24 protein-coding genes and 1 pseudogene are annotated in these 22,689 nt (G+C 71.4%); 17 read left to right on the top strand and 8 right to left on the bottom strand.

All coding sequences use genetic code 11. The features are described from left to right. The first annotated feature begins 12 nt into the window (after positions 1 to 12). From KSF81_RS07535 to KSF81_RS07515, 6 genes are all read left to right on the top strand, one after another. Complete coding sequence (locus KSF81_RS07535; RefSeq protein ID WP_254453407.1) at positions 13 to 2,910, top strand: molybdopterin oxidoreductase family protein; 2,898 nt, start codon at positions 13 to 15, stop codon at positions 2,908 to 2,910. Beyond that, complete coding sequence (locus KSF81_RS07530; RefSeq protein WP_217381871.1) at positions 2,907 to 3,647, top strand: 4Fe-4S dicluster domain-containing protein; 741 nt, start codon at positions 2,907 to 2,909, stop codon at positions 3,645 to 3,647. The genes KSF81_RS07535 and KSF81_RS07530 overlap by 4 nt, the downstream gene beginning before the upstream one ends. A gap of 9 nt (positions 3,648 to 3,656) precedes the next feature. Beyond that, positions 3,657 to 4,592 (top strand): DmsC/YnfH family molybdoenzyme membrane anchor subunit, encoded by a 936-nt coding sequence (locus KSF81_RS07525; protein ID WP_217378455.1) that lies wholly within the window; start codon positions 3,657 to 3,659, stop codon positions 4,590 to 4,592. Between the two features lie 86 nt (positions 4,593 to 4,678). Next, positions 4,679 to 5,377, top strand: coding sequence for an ABC transporter substrate-binding protein (locus tag KSF81_RS29250; protein WP_254453406.1), 699 nt, complete (start codon positions 4,679 to 4,681; stop codon positions 5,375 to 5,377). Further along, positions 5,274 to 6,293 carry an ABC transporter substrate-binding protein gene (locus KSF81_RS29245; RefSeq protein WP_309139499.1) on the top strand — a complete coding sequence of 340 codons (1,020 nt, stop codon included), beginning with the start codon at positions 5,274 to 5,276 and terminating at the stop codon, positions 6,291 to 6,293. Before KSF81_RS29250 ends, KSF81_RS29245 begins: the two co-directional genes overlap by 104 nt. Next, positions 6,293 to 7,105, top strand: coding sequence for a transporter substrate-binding domain-containing protein (locus KSF81_RS07515; RefSeq protein WP_217378454.1), 813 nt, complete (start codon positions 6,293 to 6,295; stop codon positions 7,103 to 7,105). Before KSF81_RS29245 ends, KSF81_RS07515 begins: the two co-directional genes overlap by 1 nt. Before the next feature lie 43 nt (positions 7,106 to 7,148). Here the strand turns inward: KSF81_RS07515 and KSF81_RS07510 are convergent, their stop codons facing one another. Continuing rightward, positions 7,149 to 7,457 (bottom strand): hypothetical protein, encoded by a 309-nt coding sequence (locus KSF81_RS07510; protein ID WP_217378453.1) that lies wholly within the window; start codon positions 7,455 to 7,457, stop codon positions 7,149 to 7,151. Next, positions 7,457 to 8,512, bottom strand: a complete 1,056-nt coding sequence (locus KSF81_RS07505; RefSeq protein ID WP_217378452.1) for a M12 family metallopeptidase — start codon at positions 8,510 to 8,512, stop codon at positions 7,457 to 7,459. The genes KSF81_RS07510 and KSF81_RS07505 overlap by 1 nt, the downstream gene beginning before the upstream one ends. Positions 8,513 to 8,885: 373 nt before the next feature. Here KSF81_RS07505 and KSF81_RS07500 point away from each other — a divergent pair, with 373 nt between their 5' ends. After that, positions 8,886 to 9,593 (top strand): ribonuclease activity regulator RraA, encoded by a 708-nt coding sequence (locus tag KSF81_RS07500; protein ID WP_217378451.1) that lies wholly within the window; start codon positions 8,886 to 8,888, stop codon positions 9,591 to 9,593. Between the two features lie 154 nt (positions 9,594 to 9,747). Here KSF81_RS07500 and KSF81_RS07495 read toward each other — a convergent pair whose 3' ends face one another. Beyond that, positions 9,748 to 10,422, bottom strand: coding sequence for a non-canonical purine NTP pyrophosphatase (locus KSF81_RS07495; RefSeq protein WP_217378450.1), 675 nt, complete (start codon positions 10,420 to 10,422; stop codon positions 9,748 to 9,750). Further along, entirely contained in the window at positions 10,422 to 11,159 is a 738-nt protein-coding gene (gene rph, locus KSF81_RS07490; RefSeq protein WP_217378449.1) for a ribonuclease PH, read from the bottom strand. The genes KSF81_RS07495 and rph overlap by 1 nt, the downstream gene beginning before the upstream one ends. A 132-nt stretch (positions 11,160 to 11,291) precedes the next feature. Between rph and hrcA the strand changes: the two are divergent. The 9 genes and pseudogenes from hrcA (at position 11,292) to KSF81_RS07445 (ending at position 16,852) form a co-directional block, all read left to right on the top strand. Continuing rightward, a pseudogene (gene hrcA / locus KSF81_RS07485) lies at positions 11,292 to 12,369 on the top strand (heat-inducible transcriptional repressor HrcA). Between the two features lie 52 nt (positions 12,370 to 12,421). Further along, positions 12,422 to 12,877 carry a CarD family transcriptional regulator gene (locus KSF81_RS31310; protein ID WP_217378448.1) on the top strand — a complete coding sequence of 152 codons (456 nt, stop codon included), beginning with the start codon at positions 12,422 to 12,424 and terminating at the stop codon, positions 12,875 to 12,877. Continuing rightward, positions 12,784 to 13,179: a Pvc16 family protein gene (locus tag KSF81_RS07475; RefSeq protein ID WP_217378447.1), complete on the top strand. Its 396-nt coding sequence runs from the start codon at positions 12,784 to 12,786 to the stop codon at positions 13,177 to 13,179. The genes KSF81_RS31310 and KSF81_RS07475 overlap by 94 nt, the downstream gene beginning before the upstream one ends. An 81-nt stretch (positions 13,180 to 13,260) precedes the next feature. Then, a complete protein-coding gene (locus tag KSF81_RS07470) occupies positions 13,261 to 13,875 on the top strand; it encodes a ferritin-like domain-containing protein (RefSeq protein ID WP_217378446.1) in 615 nt (204 codons plus the stop codon). 116 nt (positions 13,876 to 13,991) lie between these two features. Continuing rightward, positions 13,992 to 14,363, top strand: coding sequence for a hypothetical protein (locus tag KSF81_RS07465; RefSeq protein WP_217378445.1), 372 nt, complete (start codon positions 13,992 to 13,994; stop codon positions 14,361 to 14,363). A 205-nt stretch (positions 14,364 to 14,568) separates the two neighbouring features. After that, positions 14,569 to 15,234 carry a DUF4142 domain-containing protein gene (locus tag KSF81_RS07460; protein WP_217378444.1) on the top strand — a complete coding sequence of 222 codons (666 nt, stop codon included), beginning with the start codon at positions 14,569 to 14,571 and terminating at the stop codon, positions 15,232 to 15,234. Positions 15,235 to 15,317: 83 nt separating this feature from the next. Then, positions 15,318 to 15,653 (top strand): YbfB/YjiJ family MFS transporter, encoded by a 336-nt coding sequence (locus tag KSF81_RS30910; protein WP_217378443.1) that lies wholly within the window; start codon positions 15,318 to 15,320, stop codon positions 15,651 to 15,653. Positions 15,654 to 15,807: 154 nt separating this feature from the next. Next, positions 15,808 to 16,230, top strand: a complete 423-nt coding sequence (locus tag KSF81_RS07450; protein ID WP_217378442.1) for an ester cyclase — start codon at positions 15,808 to 15,810, stop codon at positions 16,228 to 16,230. Position 16,231: 1 nt separating this feature from the next. Continuing rightward, complete coding sequence (locus KSF81_RS07445; protein ID WP_217378441.1) at positions 16,232 to 16,852, top strand: TetR/AcrR family transcriptional regulator; 621 nt, start codon at positions 16,232 to 16,234, stop codon at positions 16,850 to 16,852. 55 nt (positions 16,853 to 16,907) lie between these two features. Here KSF81_RS07445 and KSF81_RS07440 read toward each other — a convergent pair whose 3' ends face one another. The 4 genes from KSF81_RS07440 to KSF81_RS07425 all read right to left on the bottom strand — a co-directional run bounded on the left by KSF81_RS07440 (position 16,908) and on the right by KSF81_RS07425 (position 20,986). Continuing rightward, positions 16,908 to 17,678 carry a hypothetical protein gene (locus tag KSF81_RS07440; protein ID WP_217378440.1) on the bottom strand — a complete coding sequence of 257 codons (771 nt, stop codon included), beginning with the start codon at positions 17,676 to 17,678 and terminating at the stop codon, positions 16,908 to 16,910. Between the two features lie 155 nt (positions 17,679 to 17,833). Continuing rightward, a complete protein-coding gene (locus tag KSF81_RS07435; RefSeq protein WP_217378439.1) occupies positions 17,834 to 18,556 on the bottom strand; it encodes an RNA polymerase sigma factor in 723 nt (240 codons plus the stop codon). A gap of 37 nt (positions 18,557 to 18,593) precedes the next feature. Beyond that, positions 18,594 to 19,259, bottom strand: a complete 666-nt coding sequence (gene folE / locus KSF81_RS07430; protein WP_217378438.1) for a GTP cyclohydrolase I FolE — start codon at positions 19,257 to 19,259, stop codon at positions 18,594 to 18,596. Positions 19,260 to 19,564: 305 nt separating this feature from the next. Then, positions 19,565 to 20,986, bottom strand: a complete 1,422-nt coding sequence (locus tag KSF81_RS07425; protein WP_217378437.1) for an alkaline phosphatase family protein — start codon at positions 20,984 to 20,986, stop codon at positions 19,565 to 19,567. 493 nt (positions 20,987 to 21,479) lie between these two features. Between KSF81_RS07425 and KSF81_RS07420 the strand changes: the two genes are divergently transcribed. Beyond that, complete coding sequence (locus KSF81_RS07420; RefSeq protein WP_217378436.1) at positions 21,480 to 22,475, top strand: tripartite tricarboxylate transporter substrate binding protein; 996 nt, start codon at positions 21,480 to 21,482, stop codon at positions 22,473 to 22,475. Positions 22,476 to 22,689 lie beyond the last annotated feature (214 nt).

Here is a 22,689-nt window from a genome sequence, read left to right as displayed (position 1 = left end):
CCGGAGCCACTTATGCCGGAAGCGCCGATCCCGTCGCACCCGCTTGCCCTGCCCGACGACCGCGTGGACTACTCGCCACCGGTCGGCGACACGATGAAGACCACCACCTGCTACATGTGCGCCTGCCGCTGCGGCATCCGGGTGCACCTGAAGGATGGGCGGGTCCGCTATATCGAGGGCAATCCCGACCATCCCGTGAACCGCGGCGTGCTCTGCGGCAAGGGCAGCGCCGGGATCATGACGCAGTATTCGCCGGCCCGCCTCCGCGCGCCGCTGCTGCGCGTCGGGGATCGCGGCGCCGGCGAGTTCAAGGAGATCACCTGGGCGGAGGCGATGGAGATCGCCACCGGCTGGCTGCGGACCATCCGGGAGACGGACCCGCGGAAGCTCGCCTTCTTCACCGGGCGCGACCAGAGCCAGTCCCTCACCGGCTTCTGGGCGGCGCAATTCGGCACGCCGAATTTCGCGGCGCATGGCGGCTTCTGCTCGGTCAACATGGCGGCGGGCGGGCTCTATTCCATCGGCGGCAGCTTCTGGGAATTCGGCGAGCCGGACTGGGACCACACGAAATACTTCCTGATGTTCGGCGTGGCCGAGGACCACGACAGCAACCCGATCAAGATCGGCCTGTCGCGGCTCAAGGAACGCGGCGCCAAATTCATCTCGGTGAACCCGGTGCGGACCGGCTATTCCGCCGTCGCCGATGAATGGGTGGGCATCCGGCCGGGCACGGACGGGCTTTTCGTGCTGGCGCTGGTGCATGAAGTGCTGCGCACCGATCGCATCGATACGGAATTCCTCGGCCGCTACACCAATGCCACCTGGCTGGTGGTGCGCAATCCCGGCGGCGCTGATGACGGGCTCTTCGCGCGGGATGCTGATGGCAAGCCGCTGGCCTGGGACCGGGCGCGGGGCGCGATGGATGCCGGCGCGGCCGATCTCTCGCCCGTGCTGGTCGGCGAATTCACGCTGCCGGATGGGCGCCGCGTGCAGCCGGTCTTCCACCTGATGGCGGAACGCTATCTCGGCGCGGAATACCGGCCGGAAGCGGTGGCGGAACGCTGCGGCATCCCGGCCGAGCGCATCCGCCGCATCGCCGCCGAGATCGCCGAGGTGGCCTTCAACCAGACCGTCACCATCGACCAGCCCTGGACCGACACCTACGGCCGCCGGCACGAAAAGATGGTCGGCCGCCCGGTGGCCTTCCATGCCATGCGCGGCATCTCCGCCCATTCCAACGGCTTCCATACCTGCCGCGCGCTGCACCTGTTGCAGATGCTGCTGGGCGCGGTGGATACGCCCGGCTCCTGGCGCTACAAATCGCCCTTCCCGAAGCCGATCCCGCCCGGCCCCGGCCCGGCCGGCAAGGGCGCCAAGCCGAATACGCCGCTGGCCGGCAATATCCTGTCCTTCCCGCATGGGCCGGACGACCTGCTGGTGGACGACAACGGCGACCCGCTGCGGATCGACAAGGCGTTCTCCTGGGAGGCGCCGATGGCGCTGCACGGGATGATGCACACCGTCATCGGCAATGCCGGGGCGGGCGACCCCTATCCGATCGACACGCTGTTCATGTTCATGGCCAATATGGCCTGGAACAGTGCCATGAACCCGGGCGAGGTGATCCGCATCCTGACGGAGAAGCGGGCGGATGGCGAATACACCATCCCGCATGTCATCTACTCCGATGCCTATTTCAGCGAGACGGTGCCCTATGCGGATCTGATCCTGCCGGACACCACCTATCTGGAACGCTGGGACGCCATCTCCATCCTGGATCGCCCGATCGGCAGCCCGCATGGGGCCGGCGATGCCATCCGTCAGCCGGTCATCACCCCGGACCGCGACGTGCGGCCCTTCCAGGAGGTGCTGATCGAATTGGGCGCGCGGCTCGGCCTGCCGGCCTTCGTGAAGGAGGATGGCTCGCCGCGCTGGAAGGACTACCCGGACTACATCGTGAACCACCAGCGCATGCCGGGCGTGGGGCCGCTCGCCGGCTGGCGCGGCGAGGATGGCAGCAAGAAGGGCCTCGGCGAGCCGAACCCGGACCAGCTCCAGCGCTACATCGAGAATGGCTGCTTCTGGCGCGACCACCTGCCGCCGGAGCAGCTCTATTTCAAGCATGCCAACCGGGCCTATCTCGACCAGGCCAAGGCGATGGGGCTGATCGGCAAATCCGACCAGATCGTGCTGCAGCTCTGGTCCGAGCCGCTGCAGAAATCCCGACTCGCCGCCGAGGGCCATGGCGCGAAGCAGCCGCCGGAGCGGCTGCGGGAGCGCATCCGCACCTATTGCGACCCGCTGCCCTTCTGGTACGCGCCGCTGGAACATGCGGTGCAGGACCTGGGCGAGTTCCCGCTTTCCGCCGTCACCCAGCGGCCGATGGCGATGTATCATTCCTGGGGCTCGATGAATGCCTGGCTGCGGCAGATCCATGGCTCCAACAAGCTCTACATGGCGCGCGGCCGCGGGCTGGAGATGGGGCTCACCGACGATGACTGGGTCTGGGTGGAAAGCCGCGCCGGGCGGCTGAAATGCCAGGTGAAGCTGATGGAGGGGGTGAACCCCGACACGGTCTGGACCTGGAACGCCATCGGCAAGCGCGCCGGTGCCTGGGGCCTCAGCGAGGACAGCCCGGAGGCCAGCAAGGGCTTCCTGCTGAACCACGTCATCTCCGAATGGCTGCCGGCGCAGGAAGGATTCCGCAGCGCCAACAGCGACCCGGTGACCGGCCAGGCCGCCTGGTACGACCTCCGCGTGCGCGTCGAGAAATGCGCGCCGGAGGAGGCCGGGATCACCGACCCGCACCCCGCGGCGCTGCACCCGCCGCCGCATATGCCGGAACGCCCCGATATCCTCCGCTACAATGCGTCGGCGCCACGACAGCGCGGCGCGGGAGCCACGCCGTGACCTGCCTTCCTGAGATCAAGCCTGGGCAGAAGCAGCTCGGCCTCGTCATCGACCTTGACACCTGCGTCGGCTGCCAGGCCTGCGCCACCAATTGCAAGGAATGGAACACCTCCGGCCACAGCGCGCCGCTGCCGGATATCCACCCCTATTCGGCCGGGGCCGAGGGCGTCTGGTTCAACCGCGTGCATTCCTTCGAGGCGGGCGAGGGCGAGCAGGGCCGCACCGTGCATTTCCCGCGCTCCTGCCTGCATTGCGAGACGCCGGCCTGCGTCACCGTCTGCCCCACCGGCGCCTCCTATAAGCGGGCGGAGGACGGCATCGTGCTGGTGAATGCCGATATCTGCATCGGCTGCCAGCTCTGCGCCTGGGCCTGCCCCTATGGCGCGCGCGAGCTGGATGCGGATGCGGGGGTGATGAAGAAATGCACCCTCTGCATCGACCGCATCTACAACGAGACCATCCCGGAGGCGCAGCGCCAGCCCGCCTGCGTGCTCACCTGCCCGACCAGCGCGCGGCATTTCGGCGATCTCGGCGACCCCGAGAGCGAGGTCAGCAAGCTGGTCGCCGCGCGCGGCGGCTACGACCTGATGCCGGAGATGGGCTACAAGCCGGTCAACAAATACCTGCCGCCGCGCAACCGCACGAGCACGGCCGCCAAGCCGGTGGAGGATGCGCCGACCCCCATGGACATCCAGAACCCGCTGCTGCGCTGGGTCGACCGCGTTCTCTCCCGCTGAGGCAGGCTGATGCTTCCCGCACACTCCATCATCTTCTTCACCACCGCCTCCGGCGCCGGTTACGGGCTGCTGTTCTGGCTCGGCCTGCTGCGGCCGCTCGGGCTGGTGCCGGGCGGCCGGGATTTCGGCCTGACCGCGCTCGGCCTGGCACTGCTGCTGATCACTGCCGGGCTGCTCTCCTCCATGCTGCATCTCGGCCGGGCGGAGCGGGCCTGGCGGGCGGTGACGCAATGGCGCTCCTCCTGGCTCTCCCGCGAAGGCGTGGCAGCGATCGCCACCTATGTGCCGGCCGGGCTCTTCGGACTTGGCCTGGTGCAGGACATGCCGGGGCTGGTCACGGCGATGGGGCTACTGGCGGCGGCGGGAGCGGTGGCCACGGTCTATTGCACGGGCATGATCTACGCCTCGCTCAAGCCCATCCGGCAATGGAGTCATCCGCTGGTGGTGCCGGGCTACCTGGCGCTCTCGGGTTTCAGCGGCGCGGTGCTGCTGGCGATGCTGGGCGGGTTCTGGGGCAGCGGCTTCGCGGCGCCCGCCCTGCTCGCGCTGCTCGGCGGCGGCGCGGCCTTCCTGCTGAAATCCGCCTATTGGCGGGCAATCGACACGGCGGCGCCGGTGGCCACGGCGGAAAGCGCCACCGGGCTCGGCCGCATCGGCACGGTGCGACCGCTCGACCCGCCGCATACCCAGAGCAACTACCTGCTGCGCGAGATGGGCTACCGCATCGCCCGCAAGCATCAGGCGAAGCTGCGGCGCATCGTGCTGGCGGCCGGCTTCGTCCTGCCGATGCTGCTGGCGCTGCTGGCGCTGCTGAGCGGCGGGCCGCTGGCCATGGCGGCACTGGCGCTCGGCACCGTCCTGGCGCTGGGTGGCTTGCTGGTGGAGCGCTGGCTGATGTTCGCCGAGGCCACACATACGGTGACGCTCTACTACACCGGCAGGTGATATCCCGGCGCCGGGCGGCCTGAATCCTTGCGCAACCGCCCGCCGATCCGCCACGCTCCCCGCGGGAGACGGATCGGAGGCGGAGGATGCGGCAGGCTTCGCATTGGCGTCCCATGGGGCCCGGCTTGGCGCTGGGCGCCGCCCTGGCCGCCGCTCTGCCCCTGGCGGGACAGGCGGCGGACCTCACCATCGCGGTGGGCGGGGCCTTCACCTCGATGGACCCGCATTACCACGACCTCTCGCCCAACCATGCGCTGACCTGGCATGTCTTCGACCGACTGGTGCACCCGGATGCGGAGCAGCGCCCCGCCCCCGGCCTCGCCACCGAATGGCGGGCGCTGGATGAGCGCACCTGGGAGTTCAAGCTGCGGCAAGGCGTGCGCTTCCAGGACGGCACGCCCTTCACCGCGGATGATGTGGTCTTCACCTTCGCCCGCGCGCCAAACGTGCCGAACAGCCCGACCTCCATGGGCCAGTATATCCGCCCGGTGAAGCGGCTGGAGGTGGTGGACGCCCATACCATCCGCCTGCACACCGAACAGCCGGTGCCGCTGATCCCGCAGTTCATGGGCGCCTTCGCCATCATCGGCCGCCGCCAGGGCGAGGGACCCGGGGGGCTTCCTGCCGAGTTCCGACTACAATTCCGGCCGCGCCGCCATCGGCACCGGCCCCTATCGGCTGGTGTCCTTCACCCTCGGCGACCGCGCGGTCTTCGCCCGCAACCCGGACTATTGGGGCGGCGCGCAGCCCTGGGAGAAGGTCACCTACCGGCTGATCGCCAATGACAGTTCCCGCGTCGCCGCCCTGCAGGCCGGGGATGTGGACGCGATCGACGCGGTGCCGACGCGCGACGTGGCACGGCTGCAGCACGACCCGCGCATCACGGTGCAGTCGCGGCCGGGACTGCGGCTGATCTACCTTTATGTCGATGTGAACCGGCCGCAGACCCCCTGGGTCACGGACCGCGCCGGCAACCCGCTGCCGCAGAACCCGCTGCGGGACGTGCGGGTGCGCCGCGCCCTTTCGCTCGCCATCAACCGCGACGGCATCGCGCGGCAACTCATGGAGGGCCATTCCATGCCCGCCGGCCAGCCGATGCCCGAGGGTGCGCTCGGCTACGACCCCTCCATCCATCCCGACCCGCACGACCCCGAGGGCGCACGGCGGCTGCTGGCGGAAGCTGGCTACCCCGATGGCTTCAACATCACCCTGCACGGGCCGAACGACCGCTATGTGAATGACGAGGCCATCGTCCAGGCCATCGCGCAGATGTGGGCGCGGATCGGGGTGCGCACCACGGTGCAGACCACGCCCGCCAGCATGTTCTTCAGCCGCGGCGTGCGCGACGAATACTCCATCAGCCTGACCGGCTGGAGCAGCACCACCGGCGAGGCCGATACGCCCCTGGCCACCCAGATCGCCACCCCCGATCCGCCGCGCGGCCGCAGCACGGTGATCCGCCAGTCGCACTACGCCAATCCGGAGGTGGATGCGATCATCGACCAGGCCTTCCAGACCATCGACGCGACGGCGCGGGAGCGCCTCTACCGCGCGGCGATCCGCATCGGCTATGCGCGGGACGTGGCGGTGATCCCGATCCACCATCAGGTGAACCTCTGGGCGACGCGCCGCGGCATCGCCTATGCGCCGCGGCTTTCGGAACAGACGCGGGCGATGGAATTCACCCCGAGGAGCCAGTGATGCCGCAGACCACCCGCCGCGCCCTGCTTGCCGCAACGGCCGTGCTGCCCATGGCGGCCCAAGGGCAGCATCCAACGCAGGAATGGCCGGGCCTCCGGGAACTGGCGCCGACCGGGCGGCTCCGCCTCGGCATCGGCGTGGCGCCGGTATCCTCCGCCTTCTGGGCCACGCGCGATGCGGCGACAGGGCAGCCGCGCGGTGCCACGGTCGATCTCGGCCGGGCGCTGGCGCAATGGCTCGGCCTGCCGCTGGAATTGCAGGTCTACAACAGCAGCGGTGAGGTGACGGAGGCCGGCGGTCGCGCCGAATGGGACGCCGCCTTCATGCCGGTGGATGCGGAACGCGCCGCCAAGGTGGATTTCGCCCCGCCCTACTACCTCTTCACCAGCACCTATCTGGTGCCCGCCGATTCGCCGATCCGCAGCCTGGGCGAGGTGGACCGCGCCGGGGTGCGGGTGGTGGGCGTCGCCAATACCACCACCATCCGCAGCGCCGCCCGCGCGCTGCGGAACACCACGCCGACCGGCGCCGGATCGGTGGACGAGATCCTGGAATTGCTCCGCAGCGGCCGCGCCGATGCGGTGGCGCTGGGCCGCGAATCCCTCGACAGCCTGGCGGAGCGGCTGCCGGGCTCGCGCGTGCTGGACGGGCATTTCCATGCCAGCGGCGTGGCGCCGGCGGTGCCGAAGGGAAGGTCGGCGGCGCTCGCCCTGCTCACGGAATTCATCGAGGCGGCGAAGCGGGGCGGCCTGGTGCGGCGGGCGCTGGACGCCAACGGCATCCGCGGGCCGGTGGCGCCGGCGGTGGGCTGACGCCGCCCGGTCATCTCCGGCCCGGGGCAAGGCCGGCCGCGGCTCAGGGTTCCACCGTGACCTCCAGCCGGGTGGCACCGGGGTCCTGGAAGGGGTCGCCGGTCATCACCTCGACCCGCGCCTGGCCGGGCTCCCGCGCCAGGAACAGCACCGCATCCGGCGACCCCATTGCGGTGAGGACGCTGCCATCCGCCACCGGGGTGGCGGCCATGAAGGCGCCCAGCGCCTCCAGCACGGCGCCGCCGGACCGGAGGCGGCCGCCGGTGGCCCGGAACAGCAACAGGTCGCCCACCCGGACCGTGAGCCCGGGCGGGAGATCCTGCACGGCCTGGATCTCGATCAGCCGGGCCATCAGGCACCGAGCGTCTCGTCCACCTCCACATCCTCGGATTCCGGCCAGTCGTCGCGCGGCCCGCCGGCATCCTGCTCGGCCTGCTCCGGCTCCTGCTGGAATTCGGGGCCGAGGTCGCGCCCGGCCTTCGGGTAGATCCGGCCGGCGAAGGCGAAGTCGGTCGAGTTGATGTCGAGCCCGCCCAGGATCGGCCTGCCGTCCCGCGTGATGCTGCCGGGAAGCTGGTAGCACATGATCGAGGTCTGGTCGGCCGGGGTGCCCATGAGGGAGCGCTCGTCCAGCGAGGTCAGCACCTGCTGGTCCACCGTGGCGCGGTCCCAGCCCTGGGTGCGGCGGAAATAGTCATAGGCCTTGGTCTTATCGACCCGCGCCACCAGCGCCTGGCGCATGTGCTCATGCGGGAAGCCGAGGGTATGCCCCGCCTCGTGCCGGACCACGCGGCGGAATTCCGCCTCCGAGGTATTCATGGTGAAGGCCTGGAGGTTCATGGTCGGCCGGTTCTGCGGGATCAGCAGGATGTCGGTGCCGAGATAGGACCAGTAGCCGCCGCCGCCGCGCGAGATCCGCACATTGCCGGTGCCCCGCGTCTCGACGAAGGTGATGCTGGCGGTCCGGCTCCAGGCGTTCAGATGGGTGACGATCCGGGCGCGGAGATCGGCCGGCGTGGTTTCCAGGAAGCTGACCGTCATCCGCCGGGGCTGCGGCCCCCAGTATTTGGCCACCAGCACCGCGATGCGCATGGGGTTGAGGTCGAGGCCTGCCGCCACCACGCCCAGGGGGCCGAAGCCCGGCGAATTGACCGGGTTGATCCGGATCGCGGCATCCGCCGCCTTCACCAGCAGCCGGGTGGGGAGCGTCTTCGGGACGCAGCTCAGCACCGGCGCGGCCGACCCGTCCTCCGTGGCCGGCTCGTCGCCATAGTCGTGCGCGTGGCCGTTGTGGTCGTCCTTCGGCTCCGCGGGAGGGGCCTCGGACCCGGCGGCGCGCATCGCCGCATTCGCGGTCTTGGCGATCTTGGCGAGAGCCTCACGGAGCCTCTTCTCGGTGTCGCTCACGGACGTTCCTCCAATGCAGGGGACGGTTCCGCCTCGCCAGTCCTGCCCGCACCGTCCGAGGAGGATGCCGGTGGCGAGGCCATCGTCGCGTCGAAGCCGCTTGCTGGAATACCGCCTCGGTCCGGCCTTTCTCCTCCCGCGGGCACCGCCATCCGGGCGGGGTGTCGACCGCGGGCCGGGGCGAAGCTTGACACAGGCGCAGGAATGAAATCCGAAGGTTTCGGATGTCTTGCCGGAATCGTGACACCGCGCCGGCACACCCATGCCGGATGCCGCCGGCTTCCGGGCCAGGCGGCGGCGGCAGCGTTTCCGGCCTTTCTGGACGGGGCGCCGGAAGGGCGCTAGCAGGCGGCAGAGGCAGGAGGAAACCACCATGGCGCTCGACCCCGGCATCCGCGCGAAGCTCGAGAAGATCACCACCGCCACCATCACCACGCTGCTGCTGAAGAAGGGGCTGCGCAACATCTGGATGCGCGGGCCGCAGCCCTTCACCCCGGCGGCCAAGGGCCGGCGCATGGTCGGCCCCGCCTTCACGCTTCGCTTCGTCCCGGCGCGCGAGGACCTGGCCACGCCGGAAAGCTGGTCCTCCCCCCGCTCCACCCGCGCGGCGATCGAGGACATGCCGGAGGGCTGCATCGCGGTCGCCGATGCGATGGGCGTGACCGATGCCGGCATCTTCGGCGACATCCTCTGCGCCCGCCTGGTGAAGCGCGGCGTGACGGCGCTGGTGACGGATGGCGCGGTGCGCGACGTGGCGGGCGTGGTCGGCACCGGCATGCCGGTCTGGTGCCGCGGCGGCGCGGCGCCGCCCTCGGTGGCCGGCCTCACCTTCACCGGCTGGCAGGAGCCGATCGGCTGCGGCGGCGTCGCGGTCTTCCCGGACGACGTGATCGTGGTGGATGACGACGGCGCGGTCTGCATCCCCGCCGCCTTCGTCGCCGAGGTGGCGGCGGGCGGCGAGGAGCAGGAGCGGCTGGAAGCCTGGATCGTCGGCAAGGTCGAGGCCGGCGAGAAGCTGCCCGGCCTCTATCCGCCAAATGCCGAGAACAAGGCGCGCTACGAGGCCGAGACACGGAAGTAGCCCTCTCCCGGAGGCGCCGGGGCTGCTTGAGACCTGCCGCCCGCGGCGGGCCATGCCGGGCGAAGCGCCGGTGCGCCGACCCTCGCCCGGATAATGCGCCGTCCATCCATGCGGCCGCCGGGATGGGCCCCGGTCGGGCCGGATCCCGGTTGGATCAGGCCCCGGCCGGCGGCAGGCAGGCTGCCGCCAGCAGCGCGAAGGCCCGTGCCCGGTGGCTGATGCGATGCTTCTCGGCCGGGTCCATCTCGCCGAAGGTCTGCGCCTGGCCCTCGGGCACGAAGATCGGGTCGTAGCCGAAGCCGCTGCTGCCGCGCGGCGGCCAGACCCATTGGCCCCGCACCTTGCCCTCGAACCCCTCGACATGGCCGTCCGGCCAGGCGAGGACGAGCGCGCAGGTGAACCAGGCGGCGCGGTCGGCGAAGGGTTGGGCGAGTTCCGCCACCTTCGCCATGGCTATGGCATAGTCGCGGCTGCCATCGGGGCACATGGCCCAGTCGGCGGTGCGCACGCCGGGGTCGCCGCCGAGCGCCGCCACCGAGAAGCCGCTGTCATCGGCGAGCGCCGGCAGGCCGGCGGCGGTGGCGGCGGCCAGCGCCTTGATGCGGGCATTGCCGAGGAAGCTGTTCTCGGTCTCCGCCGGCTCCGGCAGGCCAAGCTCCCGCACCGAGACCACGGCCAGCCCATGCGGCGCCAGCAGCGCCGAGACCTCCCGCAGCTTGCCGGCATTGTGGCTGGCGAGCACCAGCCGCCCGGCCGCCAGCCGGCGATGCGCGCCGCCCGCCTCGTCGCGACCTCCGCGCCCTGCGGCGCTGCGATCACCGGATGGCATCAGCCGATCCCCACCGCCGCGCGCTGCTTCTGGAACAGCGTCTCGGTGCCCTGCCGGGCCAGGCGCAGCAGGTCGAGCAATTGCGCTTCCGAGAAGGGCGCGCCCTCGGCGGTGCCCTGCACCTCGACCAGCCCGCCCGCGCCGGTCAGGACGAAATTGGCATCCGCCTGCGCCTTGCTGTCCTCGTCATAGTCGAGGTCGAGCACCGGCACCCCCTGCCACAGCCCGCAGGACACCGCGCCCACCTGGTCGATCAGCGGCATGCTGGCCATGATGTTCATCTTCAGGCAGTGCCGGAACGCCAAGTGCAGCGCCACCCAGGCGCCGGTGATGGCGGCGCAGCGGGTGCCGCCATCGGCGGTGAGCACGTCGCAATCGAGGGTGACGGTCATCTCCCCCATCTTGCTCCGGTCGGTCACGGCGCGGAGGCTGCGGCCGATCAGCCGCTGGATCTCCTGCGTGCGGCCGGACTGCTTGCCGCGCGCCGCCTCGCGGTCGCCGCGGGTATGGGTGGCGCGGGGCAGCATGCCGTATTCCGCCGTCACCCAGCCCTGGCCGGGATCCCGCAGGAAGGGCGGCACCCGGCCCTCGACGCTGGCGGTGCAGAGCACCTCGGTCAGCCCCATGCGGATCAGGCAGGATCCCTCGGCATGGCGGGCGACGCCGGGTTCGAGCACGACATTGCGGAGGGCATCGGGGGCGCGACCGGAGGGGCGGGTCCCGGAGGGGGCGGTCATAAGGGGGGGAACTCCTGGCGAATCCGGCGCACCATACGCCCGGGCGGCGGCGCGTCCAGCCCCGGCCGGCTTGACGGGCAGCAGGTGCCTGCCTAGATTTTCATTAGTTTTTTCAGGGGGGTTGTCCGCAGAATGTCCCAGCAGCCGCCGAAGCTGCCGCCGGGCCTGGCCGGAGCCTCGCTCACCGGGCTCGACAGCCGCAGCGCCTCCATCCTGCGCGAATTGGTGGAGGTCTATGTCCAGACCGGGGAGCCGGTGGGGTCCCGCACGCTCTCGCGCCGCCTGCCGCTCGGCCTCTCCCCCCGCCTCCATCCGCAACGTCATGGCGGATCTGGAGGAGGCGGGGTTCCTCTATGCCCCGCATACCAGCGCCGGCCGCCTGCCGACCGACCGGGGGCTCCGCATGTTCGTGGACGGGCTGCTGGGATTCGGCGATCTCGGCGAGGAGGAGCGCGATGCCATCGCCGCCCGCTGCGCCGCCTCCGGCCGTTCCATGCAGGATACGCTGGCCGAGGCGGGGCAGATGCTCTCCGGCCTCGCCAGCGCCGCCGGGCTGGTGGTGGCGCCGAAGAGCGAGGGGCTGGTCCGGCACATCGAATTCGTCGGCCTCGGCCCCGGCCGGGCGCTGGTGGTGCTGGTGACGGCGGATGGCCAGGTGGAGAACCGTGTCATCGAGGTGCCGCCCGGCCTGCCGCCCTCCGCCCTGGTGCAGGCCAGCAACTACCTCAATGCCCGCCTTGCCGGCCGCAGCCTGGACGATGCGCGGGCCCGGGTCTCGGAGGAAATCCTGGCCAACCGCACCGCCCTCGATGCGCTCACCAGCCAGGTGATCGAGGCGGGGCTCGCCACCTGGGCGGGCGGCGGCGGCGCCTCGCTGATCCTGCGCGGCCAGGCCAAGCTGCTGCAGAACCTGGACCAGGCCGCGCGGGTGCACGAGATCCAGGCGCTGTTCGACAGGCTGGAGGCGCAGGAGACTGTGCTGCGCCTGCTGGAACTGGCGCAGCGCGGCGAGGGTGTGCAGATCTTCATCGGCGCCGAGAGCGGATTATTCGACAGCACCGGCCTCTCCATGGTGGTGGCGCCCTTCCGCAACGGCCAGGACCGCATCGTCGGCGCCATCGGCGTGATCGGGCCGACCCGGATCAATTACGGGCGGGTGATCCCGGTGGTGGATTATACGGCCCGGGTGATCGGGCGGCTGCTGGGATAGGGCCGGCGGGGCCGGACGCGGGGCGCGGCGCCTGGTCGGGCGGCTCGGCATCGTGCCGCGGCGGGCGGATGGCTGGCCGGCGCTGCGTCAGGCGCCGCCGGGCAGCTTCGCCCTGCTCGATGCCGCCCCCGGCCCGGAGGGCTTCGAAGGTGACGACGCCGTGGTGGTGCCCTTCGCCACGATCCGTCCCGGCGCCTCCGCTCCGGCCGAGGCAGGTGCCCGCGACAGCGCCGCGGCGCTGCTGGAGGCGAGCGCCGGTTTGCAGCCCGGCGACGCCGTCATCCATCTCGACCACGGCCTCGGCGCGCTGCGTGGCGTGGAGGCGGTGGATACCGGCGAGGCACGGCTGGATTGCCTCCGGCTCGACTACGCCGATGCCATCCGCCTCGTGTCCTTCGATGAGCTGGATCGCCTGTGGCGCTATGGCGCCGAGGCGGAGAGCCGGCAGGCGACACCGCGCCGCTGCGCAGCGCCTCGAAAGCCGACCCGCCCGAGGATGTCGGGCTGAAGCTGCGCTGCCTGCTGGTGGTGCGCGGCAGTGACGGCGAGGCGGAGCAGACGATGCTCGGCCGCTGCATGGCGGTGCTGGACCGGCATACCGTGGTGGAGGAGGCGGGCGGGCCGGGCCATATCGCTGCGGAGGCGCCGGTGGTGACGATCGAGGCGCCGCCGGACGACGCCTATCTGCGGCTGGCCGAGGCCTGTGGTGACCCGCCGCCGCTCATCGTGCCTTACGCGGTCCGCAGCCTGCGCCTGCGCCCGCCCCTGGCCGGCCGCATTCCGGACCCGCCCGGCACGGCGATGCCCTGATTGCGGCGGGGTCCGGCAACTCCCCCCCGACGGCCGGTCGTTTCCTGGCGATCGGGCGGGACTTTCTCTCCCGGGATGAGGATGGACTGCATGGACGAGATTTACGGAATGCTTCTCGATCAACTGAAGGACGCTGCCAGCGCCGAGAAGCAGGCGATCCAGGGGATGAAGCGGACCTTGCGGAAAGCCTCCGATCCGCAGTTGCGCGAGGGCATCGAGGCCCATATGGCGCAGAGCGAAATCCAGCGTGAGCGGGTCGAGCAGGCACTCGAGACATTGGGCTCCAAGCCGGGCCGCAAGGTCTGCGAGGCCATGCGCGGACTGGTGCAGGAAGCGCAGCAGGAGCAGGAGGAGCACGACAAGGGCCCTGTCCTCGACCTGGTCATCATCGCCTCGCTCCAGCGCATCGAGCACTACGAGATCGCGGCCTATGGGACCATGGCCGAACTGGCCAAGGCCCTGGAGGAGAACGAGGTCGCCGAACTGCTGGCCGAGACGCTCGCCGAGGAGAAGGCCCAGGATGCGAGGCTGACCGAGGTCACGCGAAACAGCGTCCTGCCCGCCGCGCTGAGCGAAGGCGAGGAGCCGGAGGAGGAAGCCGAAGCGCCGCCACCCAAGCGCCGCACCGCACGCAAGCCCGCCGCCAGGCCCGCCGCCGCACCCCGCAAGAAGGCGCCGGCCCGCCGCCGCGGCTGAGGCGGGCCTCGGCGGTCGTGCGGGCGGCTCGCAGTGTGGCGTGACGTCGCCCTGCGAGCCGCCCGCAGCGGGAGGACGCGAGACGGCGCGCGGCAACAGGCTCCGGAGGCCTGCTCATGGCCAGACACGACGACATGCCCCGACACGGCGATCCTACCGAGATCGAGCCACGGCCCGCGGCTCCTCCGGCCGAGGTTTCCAACCCCAATGTCGCGCAACTGAAGCAGGACATCGACAGCGGGGCCACCGGCGACAAGGTGCCGATGCTGGACCCGGCCGCCTCGCCGCTCGGCACCGATGCCGAGGCGGCCGGCACGCCGCCCTCGCCCGACCTGGTCGCGATGGCGCGGCGGACCGAGCGCGCCGGGCGCCCCGCCCCGCAGCACCCCTCAGACCGGGCGGAGGACCGGCACGGCCTGCGCCTGCTCGGCGGCCTGCTGCTGGCCGTCGCGCTGGCCGCCGTCGCGTTCTGGTTCTCCTTCGCCTGACTGCCCGGGCACCGGCACGGCATTGCCCCCGGCCGGCTCGCACCCGGTGCTCAGGCGGGCGCCGCGCTGGAAGGAGGAAAACACGATCCGGCCGCGGAAGCCGATCAGGCAGCTTGGTCCAGCGGCGTGACAAACCGTCGGGTCCGCCCTTCGTTCTGCCTCCTCACTGGCCGCCCCGACGGCCCCGCTGACCGGAGGCAAACGCATGACCCGCTTCGCCCTTCTTGCCGCGACGGCCCTGCTGGCGGCGACCCCCGCCCTGGCGCAGACCGAGCAGCAGCGCGCCCAGGCTGCCCAGGGACAGACCGGCACCTCCAACACCACCCCGAGCGCCACTGGCAACCGGGCCGAGGTGACGACGAGGCAGGAGTTCATCCGCATGGCCTCAATGAGCGACCAGTTCGAGATCGCCTCGAGCCGCCTGGCGGAGCAGCGGTCGCAGAATGCGCAGGTGAAGCAATTCGCCCAGCACATGATCCGCGATCATGAGAAGACCACGCAGGAGCTGCAGCGGCTGCTGCCGGGTGATGCTGCCGCCACCGCCGCCCCGCGCGGCAGCGGCCCCCGCCCCACCGACAGCAGCGCCGCCGAGACCGCCAGCAGCAGGACCAATGCGCAGAACCAACCCTCCGGCCTCGACCAGCAACACCAGGCGCTGCTGCACCAGCTTGAGGGCGCCCAAGGCACGGCCTTCGACCAGCTCTACATCCGGCAGCAGGTGCAGGCGCATCGGCAGGCGGTGGATCTGTTCCGCAACTATGCGGCGTCAGGCGACGATGCGCAGCTCAAGCAATGGGCCGGCGCCACCCTGCCCGCGCTGGAGGAGCATCTGCGGCTCGCGCAGCAGCTATCACAGGACGGCCGCGGTTGACGTCAGCCAATAAAGCCGAGGACGATCCGGCGGAGTTCACCCCGCGTCAGGATGGACAGCCTCCTGCGCCACCTCGACGTGCCGTGCGCGCCCGGTCCGGTCTTCGAGGAGGAGCTGGCGCTGCTCACGGCGCCGGCGGGGCGCTGCTGGCGGCGGTGCTGCTGGGTGGCACCTTCATGGGCATCATCGCATTGGGCTTCGCCGCCGCCCGCGCCTTGGCTCCCAAGGACCAGCGGCGTGCCTTCGCGCTGACGACGGCGGGCTTCGGCCTGGGGCAGATCGTCGGGCCGGTGGTGGGCGGCCTGCTGCTCGACCGCACCGGCGGCTTCGCGGCACCCTCGCTGCTGGCAGCGGGCGCGCTGCTGGTGGCGGCGCTGCTCGCCGCCAGGGGTGCAGCGCGGGCCCCGGCGGCCGGCTGAATTTGGGCACTGAGGCCGTGCCCGGCTGAGGCGGTACATTGCGTCGGCCCGGCGAAAGCGAGGCAAGGCGCGGCATATGGAGACTTCAATATTGCATTGAGATATTTGTCTCGTTAGTATCTTCGGCATTCGTTTCCCGACAGGAGGATCGGTCATGGCGCTGACCCGGCAGGAGATGGACCGGAAGCTCGACCAGCATTTCGGCTTCGAAGCCCGAGACGATGTGGAGGGCGTCCTGGCGACGCTCGCGCCCGATGCCGAGCACGACATCGTCGGCTGGCCGTCCGGGCCGGCCCGGGGCCGCGCCGGCGCGCGCCCCTTCTACGAGACCCTCTTTGCCGACCTCTCGGACGGCAAGGTCGAATGCCTGCGGCGGCTCTATGGCGAGGATTTCCTGGTCGATGAATCGCTCTGGCAGGGGAAGGCGCCGGGCCGGCCCTTCGGCCTGGAGGGCAAAGGCCGCCCACTGGAGTTCCGCCTGCTGCATGTCATCGAATTCACCGGGGATGGCGATATCCAGCGGGAAAACGTCTGGGTCGATCTCGCCTCGATCATCCGGCAACTGCCGCAGGGCTGATGTGGCGGAGGCCGACAGGACGGGGCGCGCGAACCAGAGGCGGCGCACCCGGAAGGACCTGCTCCGGGCCGCCTCGCGCCTGATGCGGCAGGGCCGCCGCCCCAGCCTCGAGGAGATCGCCGAGGAAGCGCTGGTGTCGCGGGCGACCGCCTACCGGTATTTCCCGAGCGTGGAGGCGCTGCTCCTGGAGGCATCGCTCGATGTCGCCATCCCGGAAGCCGAGGCGCTGTTTCGCGGCGGATCGCCGGAGGATCCCGTGGCGCGCCTGGAGCGCGTGGATACGGCGCTGCACGACATGATCCTTGCCAATGAAGCCCAGCTTCGGCTGATGCTGGTCCATTCCCTGCAGCGGGGCTTCCGGGGCGAGGCGGAGGGCGAGTTCCCGGCGCGGCAGAACCGCCGCACGCCATTGATCGAGGCGGCACTCGAACCCGCCCGGAGCCAATTCGACCCCGCGGCTCTGGACACCCTGGGCAAGGCGCTGGCCCTCATCATCGGCACGGAGGCGATGGTGGTATGCAAGGACGTCCTGCAACTGGATGATGCGGAGGCGCGGGAGGTGAAGCGCTGGGCGATCCAGGCACTGGTGGAGGCGGCGCGGGCACCAGGCTCCAGCGACTGAAGGAAGCCGCTTTCGCAGACCGGTCATCGCAGCCGGGACGGCACCGACCGGCCGCTCAGGGCCGCGGCCCGAGCAATCCCCGCAGCGCCTCCAGCGCGCCGCGGCCCTGGCCACTGCCGAGCGCCCGCCCCAGGGTCTCGCTTGCACTCCCGGCCAAGCCTCCCTCCGGTCGGCGGAAGAGGGCCGGATCCTGGGCCCCATACGCGACGGCGGTGGCCTCGGCGCGGGCCGTCCGGCCCTCCTCCTGGGCGCGCAGCGGCACCCCGTCGGCCGTCAGACAGAGGCGCGCCGGGCGCCGCCCGGCCGGCGACCCCGGCGGGGGCTCCAGACGCCAGACGGTGCAGGCGAGACCGGCGATGCGGTCCACCCCCAGGCGGCGGGCACGGGTGCCGGCCAGCGCGCGCTCGCCCTCCCGGGCCTTCGCGGCGAGTTGGGGCAGGTCGAGCACCAGGCCGGTGCGGCTCTCCACGGCAAAGGCGCGGCCGGCCCGCAGGTCCATGACGGCCCAGGCCCCGGGCGGCAGGGGCACCCCGCCCAGGGAGGCGGGCGCCCCCGCAGGGGCATCGGCCCGCAGCATCCGCAGTGCGGCCGACCAGGCGAGGCGCGCGCTGGCCGGTTGGTCGGTACCGCCTTCCACGCGGTAGGTGACGGCCACATCGCGGGTCGGCGGGAAGGGCGGCCGCTCCTCTGCGGCGGCAGGCAGGGCGGCAAGGCCGACCAGGGCCGGGATCGTGACGGGCAAGGCCCAGCGTTTGAGGACCCCCAGGCCGGCCGTCAGGACCGTCGCCTCAGTGGCGGCTTTCGGCACGGTCGCGCCAGTCTGCATGGTCTCCTCCGGACGCCCCTGCCGATCCGGCGCCATTCGGTGAGCGACGGCCTGCGGCATCTTTGCGCCCATTCCGGGAGGCCGGGAAGGCGCATAGCCCGCCAGGCGCGGCAGCCCACACGAGCATGGCCGGCCCCCGATGGCGTTGGGCGCCGCTACCCCGGCGGCGGGGTGGCGAGGCCGAGCCGCGCCAGGACCACCTCGGTCATGCGTGCGCAGCGGGCACCGTCGAAGGGGAAGGCCTCGCGCAGAGTATCGCCGAGCCGCTGGTCGAGCGCCGCGCGGAGCAACCGCCGGGCGCGGTGCAGCCGCGTCCTGACCGTCTCCGGCCGGATGCCGAGGATCCGGGCTGTCTCCTCGACGCTCATCCCATCGACGTCCCGGGCCACGAGCACGAGCCGGAAGGCCTCGGGCAATTCGTCGATCGCCCCCTCCAGCAGCCGGCGGACCTCGCGCCGCGCGGCCGCGCCCTCGGGATCGCCTCCTGCCTGTGCGGTGGGAAACATGAGGATGCAGGCTCCTCCGCCTTCCTGCGCAACCTCGATCGCCTCCAGGCCGACCGTGTTCCGCCGGCGCCGCAGGCGGCCGAGCGCCTCGTTGAGCGCGATGCGCGTGAGCCAGGTCGAGAGGCTGGCCTCGCCCCGGAAGCCGGCCAGGCCCCGGAAGGCACGCACATAAGCCTCCTGCACCACGTCCTCGGCCTCGGTGTCGTCCCGCAGGACGCCCCGCGCGGCCCGGAACAGGTGGCGGTTGTTGCGCCGCATGATCTCGCAGAAGGCCGCCGCCTCGCCCCGGCGGGCGAGGGCAACCAGCTCGCCGTCCCCGAGCTCGGCAGCGGCGGCTTCGTCCGCGGTCCTGGGGAGCTGGTGTCCTCGCATGCGCCGCTTCCTCGCCCATCTCAGCATTCGATGCCGGTCAGCCGAAAAGGTTCCCGGCCGCGCCATCCTGCCGTCCGAGGCCGATGGCGGACAGGAACTCCGCCCGTGTCCCGGGGTGGTCCCGGAAGGCGCCGAGCATGCGGCTGGTGACCATCGCCGCACCAGGCTTGTGGACACCGCGGGTGGCCATGCAGCCATGGGTGGCCTCGACGACGACGGCGACGCCCCGCGGCTGCAGCACGGCTTCGATCGCGTCGGCGATCTGCGCCGTCATGCGCTCCTGGATCTGCAACCGCCGGGCGTAGAGCTCGACGATGCGGGTCAGCTTGGAGATGCCCACGACCCGGGCGCCGGGCAGGTAGGCGACATGCGCCCGGCCGAGGACGGGCGCCATGTGGTGCTCGCAGTGGGACACGAAGCGGATATCGCGCAGCAGCACGATCCCGTCATAGCCGCCGCTCTCCCCGAAGGTCCGCTCCAGCAGCGCGACCGGATCCTCGGCATAGCCGCCGAACCACTCCGCATAGGCGCGCAGGACGCGGTTCGGCGTGTCCATCAGCCCCTCGCGGCCGGGGTCGTCGCCGGCCCAGCGGATCAGCGTACGCACTGCCGCCTCGGCCTCGGCGCGGGAGGGCCGGTGGATCGCCCCGGCCGCCCGCTCATGATCGAGGGCGCCGCCGATCCCTGTCGCGAGAGCATCCATGCCATGTCCTCCTGGTCGTGTCGTAGCCGGACATTCGGATGCCGCAGGTCCTGAGAATGTTCCGCCGCGCCCCGAAGCAAGTCCGCCGGGCCGGCTGGCCGGCCATGGCCTGGGCGGCGGCCCTGCCCTGGGGACATCCCCGGACGCGACGCATCGAAGCTGTTGCGGACCGCCACCGGCGGCACCGCAAACATGAAGGAGGCTTCCATGGGTGGAGACCACGCGACAGCGGACAGCCCGGACTTGGCCGGGGGCGTGGCCCTCTCCGGACTGCCCGATGGGGGCATGCTCGCCGGCACCCGCGCTCAGGCTGCGCGACGAAGCGCTGTAGGGTAGAGCCGCCCGTCCTGCCGCATCCGCTCCAGCACGAAGCCGCGCGGCAGGAGCAGGGTTTCTTCCTCAGGGGGCGCATCCTTGCTCGCGTCCCAGGCAGCGGTCAGCACGCGCCCCTCCATCCCGACCGTCTCCAGGCCCAGGAGATGCAGCAGCGTGGGCGCGATATCGGAGAGATCCGCCGCGCCCTGCACGATCGCCTCGCGGCGGAAAGGGCCGCCATGCATCGCCAGCAGCGTCGCCAGCTCCCGCCGGTGCAGCCCGCCATGCATGCCGCCGCCCTCCGGCACGTCACCGGCATCGAAGGGGGCGGTGCCGGGCAACCCGAAAGCGTCGGGCCCCTCCTCTCCCGCGAAGGTCAGGGTCAGGTCGGGTGCGCGGGGATGGGCTGCATCCAGCATCGCCAGGGGGAGTGCCTCTGCCAGCCCCAGTGCCGCGGGATCACGCGCGAATATTGGGCCAGCCCAGGCCCTGCTGGCCAGGAATGCGGCGACTGGTCCCGCCAAGCTCCCGTCGCACAGCCAGATCCCCGGCGCGGCGGCCGGCGCCACCACCACCTGCGTATTGCCAGTGAAGCCGGTGCCGGCGCCGAAGCCCGCACGCCGCAGTTCTTCCGCGACGGAGATCCGGGCTGGGCCGGTGACCATCCCATGGTCGGAGAGGAGCACCAGCCCGATCTCCGCCGCATCCGGCTGCACATCGCGCCAGGCCGCCACGCTCGCCACCAGCGCATCCGCCGCGTGCAATGCCTGGCCCAGCGTTTCGGTGCTGCCGATGCCGCGGTAGTGGCAGGAGAGGTCGGGCTCCGGGCACCAGAGCAGCGCCACATCGGGCCGCAGTTCCGGCAGGACCACCTCGGTCAGCACGCGACCGATGAACTCCATCCTCGCCAGGTTCGGCACCGCATGGGGCGGGGTGGAGCCCAACCGGTCCCGCACCCGCGCCGCTGCCTCGCCTGAGATATCCGCCACATTCCAGCGGAAGGCGCCGAGCGTCTCCGCCAGGGGGTGCAACAGATAGGCGGAGCCCGGCGTGCCGCCCGACACAACGGCCAGGCTGCGCCCCGCCGCTGCCAGACCCTCGCCCAGCGTCGGCCGGGCCAAGGGGGAGAGCGCGCCACGGGTCAATAGCGCAAGATCGGCCGGATCGCTGGTGCGCAGCAGCCGATCCGGCGCCGCCACCGCATCGAACAACGTATTCGCCACCAGGCCATGCGCCGCGGGTCGGCAGCCGGTGATGAGGGAGGAGGTCGCCACCCGCGTTTCGCTGGGGAAGACGCTGCGCGCGCGCGGGAAGCGCGCTCCCTCGGCGACCAGCCGCGCCAGGGCGGGCATGGTGATCGGGGAAACGAGGTCGGGCCGAAGTCCGTCAAGGACGAGGACGATGAAGCGCATGACGTCACCCTGCTGGCAGTTGCGCCCCGCGGCGGGAGAGCGGCCGGCACGGCTGGAGCCAGGGCGTCATCGTGGCGGTGATCCACGCCATCTGCCAATAGGGCCATGCAGGGCAGGCTGACGCCGGGCGGTTTCGCCCCGACAAGGCCGACCACGGGCCGGAAGAAGGCCTGCGCTGCTGCGAACTGCCCACGGCCGAACACCCTGCCGAGCGCCTCAGGTGGCATTGCGAGCTTGGTCGTCCCCGGCTGCAGCACCTCCGCCTCGCCGCGCAACGCCGGACGGCGGCGGCGAAAAATGCCGCACCGGGTTCCAGGTCCGCCACCATCACCGAGCCTGCCCGCCGCCCGGCAAGCCGTCATCGGGCGGCTATTCGCTCAGCTCACCGTGCCAGTCCGGTGTCCCCACCGCCGCAGACGCTTCCAGCCGACCCCCGATACCAAAATGCCCGGGTGGTGCTAGACGGTGGCGAGGCTTCCCGGAGGAAAGATCGATGTCGAAGGGCACAGTGTTGCGGCGGAGCCTGCTCGGCGCCGCCAGCCTTGTCGCGTTGCCGCGGCGCCAGGTTGCCGCCCAAGGCAATGCGCAGGGCACCGCCTGGCCGGAGCGCCCGGTGCGCGTCATCATCCCCTATGCCGCCGGCGGCGGAGCGGACACGGTCGGGCGCATCCTCTTCGCGAAGCTGGGCGAGATCCTCGGCGGCAATTTCATCATCGAGAACCGGGGCGGCGGCGCCGGCACCATCGGCGCCGCGGTGGCGGCGCAGGCGCCGCCGGATGGCTATACCCTGCTGCACGACGCCACCGCGCTCTCCGTGAACCCGGCGCTCTTCGAGCGGCTGCCCTATGACACGCGGCAGGCCTTCCGCCCGGTCTTCCTGGCGGCGCGGGTGCCGAACCTGCTGCTGGTCCACCCCTCGGTACCGGCGACTACCGTGCGGGATGTCATCGCGCTGGCAAAGGCGGCGCCGGACGGGCTGGATTTCGCCTCCTCCGGCAATGGCACGGTCCAGCATATGTGCCTGGAGATGTTCGCGCGGCAGGCGGGCATCAAGCTGAACCACATCCCCTATCGCGGCGGCGCGCCGGCGCTGACCGACCTGATCGGCGGACAGGTCAAATTCTTCTTCAGCAACGCTTCCTCCTCCACCGGCCATGCGCGGGCCGGCCGGGTGAAGCCCATCGCCCATACCGGCACCGGCCGCATCGCCGCCTTCCCGGACCTGCCTTCGGTGGCCGAGACCCTGCCGGGCTTCGAGGCCTATGAATGGAACGGCGTCTTCACCCCGGCCGGCGTGCCCGATGCCATCCTGGAGAAGCTGAGCCGTGGCCTGAACGAGGTGATTCGCGACCCCGCCGTGGCGGAGCGGCTGGCCGGGCTGAACGTGGAGGCCAGGCCGAACAGCCCGGCGGAATTCGCCACCTTCCTCGATTCCGAGATCACCAAATGGGGAAAGCTGGTGCGGGAAGCGGGCATCAAGCTGGATTGACTCGGACCCGCACTCTTTCGCCCTGGTACCAACCGGGAACGGCGGCGGCGCCCGGGCATTGAGGGGGGATTGCGGCCCCCCGCCTCGGGGCCGCATGGCATCCCGTCCGGCCCGTCGCCGGAGCGCACGGCGGCCAAGCCATCAGCCAGCAAGGAATCGGCAATCGCCCGATGCGTATGATGCCGTGGAGATGATCGCCCTGGGGGCCGCCCCG

It is taken from the genome of Siccirubricoccus sp. G192, assembly GCF_019084075.1.
Classification (GTDB): Bacteria; Pseudomonadota; Alphaproteobacteria; order Acetobacterales; family Acetobacteraceae; genus G192.
This window is presented reverse-complemented; position numbering and strand designations above follow the sequence as displayed.

Coding starts and splice junctions, on each gene's coding strand:
- KSF81_RS07515 (WP_217378454.1), top strand. CDS start 6,293: ATGCCGCAGACCACCCGCCGCGCCCTGCTTGCCGCAACGGCCGTGCTG.
- KSF81_RS07420 (WP_217378436.1), top strand. CDS start 21,480: ATGTCGAAGGGCACAGTGTTGCGGCGGAGCCTGCTCGGCGCCGCCAGC.
- KSF81_RS07535 (WP_254453407.1), top strand. CDS start 13: ATGCCGGAAGCGCCGATCCCGTCGCACCCGCTTGCCCTGCCCGACGAC.
- KSF81_RS07460 (WP_217378444.1), top strand. CDS start 14,569: ATGACCCGCTTCGCCCTTCTTGCCGCGACGGCCCTGCTGGCGGCGACC.
- KSF81_RS07510 (WP_217378453.1), bottom strand. CDS start 7,457: ATGGCCCGGCTGATCGAGATCCAGGCCGTGCAGGATCTCCCGCCCGGG.
- KSF81_RS07465 (WP_217378445.1), top strand. CDS start 13,992: ATGGCCAGACACGACGACATGCCCCGACACGGCGATCCTACCGAGATC.
- KSF81_RS07500 (WP_217378451.1), top strand. CDS start 8,886: ATGGCGCTCGACCCCGGCATCCGCGCGAAGCTCGAGAAGATCACCACC.
- rph (WP_217378449.1), bottom strand. CDS start 11,159: ATGACCGCCCCCTCCGGGACCCGCCCCTCCGGTCGCGCCCCCGATGCC.
- KSF81_RS07435 (WP_217378439.1), bottom strand. CDS start 18,556: ATGCGAGGACACCAGCTCCCCAGGACCGCGGACGAAGCCGCCGCTGCC.
- KSF81_RS07440 (WP_217378440.1), bottom strand. CDS start 17,678: ATGCAGACTGGCGCGACCGTGCCGAAAGCCGCCACTGAGGCGACGGTC.
- folE (WP_217378438.1), bottom strand. CDS start 19,259: ATGGATGCTCTCGCGACAGGGATCGGCGGCGCCCTCGATCATGAGCGG.
- KSF81_RS07425 (WP_217378437.1), bottom strand. CDS start 20,986: ATGCGCTTCATCGTCCTCGTCCTTGACGGACTTCGGCCCGACCTCGTT.
- KSF81_RS29250 (WP_254453406.1), top strand. CDS start 4,679: ATGCGGCAGGCTTCGCATTGGCGTCCCATGGGGCCCGGCTTGGCGCTG.
- KSF81_RS07470 (WP_217378446.1), top strand. CDS start 13,261: ATGGACTGCATGGACGAGATTTACGGAATGCTTCTCGATCAACTGAAG.
- KSF81_RS07495 (WP_217378450.1), bottom strand. CDS start 10,422: ATGCCATCCGGTGATCGCAGCGCCGCAGGGCGCGGAGGTCGCGACGAG.
- KSF81_RS07525 (WP_217378455.1), top strand. CDS start 3,657: ATGCTTCCCGCACACTCCATCATCTTCTTCACCACCGCCTCCGGCGCC.
- KSF81_RS07450 (WP_217378442.1), top strand. CDS start 15,808: ATGGCGCTGACCCGGCAGGAGATGGACCGGAAGCTCGACCAGCATTTC.